The sequence below is a fragment of the Kitasatospora sp. NPDC024654 genome (assembly GCF_055559155.1).
Genome location: NZ_JBVHLF010000252.1, coordinates 1 through 1,706, shown reverse-complemented (window position 1 = coordinate 1,706; position 1,706 = coordinate 1). Strand labels below are relative to the sequence as shown.

Sequence of the window (1,706 nt, the reverse complement as noted above, 5' to 3'; positions counted from 1 at the left end):
TTCAGCGGGAGTGGTGAGCTGAGCCTGAATCAGTAGAAGGTGCCCTGTGACCTGCAAGGATGTGAGTGTCGAGTTCATATCCAGCGCGCGGGTAAGGGCACCTTCTGGGTGAAGGCTATCGGGTGGGACAAGCGGCTGTCGGTGAAGGCCGACGGCAAGGGCATGGTCGGGCACGCGGGGGCGGCACTGCTGCGCCGGTGCGCGGACCGGACCGGGCTGACCGGGGCTCTGGGCAGGGTGCTGCCACGTGGGTCGGGGGCGGGCTGGCGCGAGCGGGGCCAGGTGGTGGTGATGCTGGCCACGGCGATCGTGCTGGGGGCGAGGAGCCTGCTGGACGCCGAGTCCTTGCTCGCTCACCAGGCAGCGCTGTTCGGGATGCCGGCCTCGGACTCCACCATGCGCCGCGCGCTCATCGCGATCGACGAGAAGGTTCTCATCAGGGTCGCCAAGGCTCGTGCGAAGGTGCGCCGACACGTGTGGAGTCGGCTCGCGCTGCGGCCGGGCGGCTTCCCCTGGCTGAACGTGGCGGGCAAGCGTCTGACCGGCTGAATCGTCATCGACATCGACGCCACGGTCATCACCTCGGCTTCGAAGAAGGCCGGGGCGGCGGCCACCTTCAAGCGCGCGTTCGGCTTCCACCCGCTCGCGGCCTGGTGCGCGAACACCCAGGAGTCCCTGGCCATGCTGCTGCGGCCGGGCAACGCGGGAGCGAACACGGTGGCCGACCACCTGACCGTGCTCGCCGATGCCCTGCGGCAGATCCCCGACTCCTCGGCCGCGAAGATCCTCATCCGGATCGACGGCGCGGGTGCCACACATGAACTCCTGGACCACCTCGAGCGGTTGAACACCAGGCGCCGCACGGTTCGCTATCTGGTCGGCTGGAAGATGACCGATGCCGACGAGCGGGCCATCGCGCTCCTGCCGGCCGGGATGTGGACCGACACTCTGGCCCAGGACGGGACCGCGGTCGGCTCAGCGCACGTGGCCGAGCTCACCGACCTGAACACCCGCGACGGCTGGCCCGACGGCATGCGCCTGCTGGTTCGACGCACTCGGCCCTCGGCCCGGCAGCTGAAGAAGCTCACCGACTTCGAGAAGCGTACCGGCTGGCGGTACGCGATCACCGCCACCAACATCCGGCACATGTGGGGCATCGCCGGCTCGCACCAGCCGCAGTGGCTCGACGTACTCGCCCGGGCCCGAGCCCAGGTCGAGGATCGGGTGCGCTGCAACAAGGCCCTCGGCCTGCACAACCTGCCCAGCCAGGACTGGACCGCGAACCGGTCCTGGATGCTCGCCTGCAACATCGCCGCCGACCTCGATGCCGGGACCCGGCTCCTTGGACTGCACGACGTCGACGACCTGGCCGGCGCCGAACCCGACACCATGCGCTACCGCCTCTACCACGTGCCCGCGAAGCTGACCCGGCACGCCCGCCGCCGCTGGCTCACCCTGTCACGGACCTGGCCCTGGCGCGACGCCTTCGCCACCTGCTGGCACCGCCTCGGCCAACTGCCCGCACTGAGCTGACCTGCGATCACCGTCCCGACGAGGACCAGGAAGGAGGACAACCGCAGACCTCGGCACCGTGGAACCCGAGCGCAGCCGCAGCGACACGCGAAGGCCCCGCCCCCGACCACGAGGGACAAACCGGGCGAACGGATCACCTCGTCAACCGCTCCCGGACTCTGACGAATCGAGGT

Annotated in this window: 2 protein-coding genes; both read left to right on the top strand. The window is 69.8% G+C overall.

Annotated features, from left to right (window positions below; all coding sequences use genetic code 11):
- The first annotated feature begins 108 nt into the window (after positions 1 to 108).
- Positions 109 to 549: a hypothetical protein gene (locus tag ACZ38L_RS39415; protein ID WP_465702958.1), complete on the top strand. Its 441-nt coding sequence runs from the start codon at positions 109 to 111 to the stop codon at positions 547 to 549.
- Positions 550 to 1,533: an IS1380 family transposase gene (locus ACZ38L_RS39410; protein WP_465702961.1), complete on the top strand. Its 984-nt coding sequence runs from the start codon at positions 550 to 552 to the stop codon at positions 1,531 to 1,533.
- Positions 1,534 to 1,706: the final 173 nt, after the last annotated feature.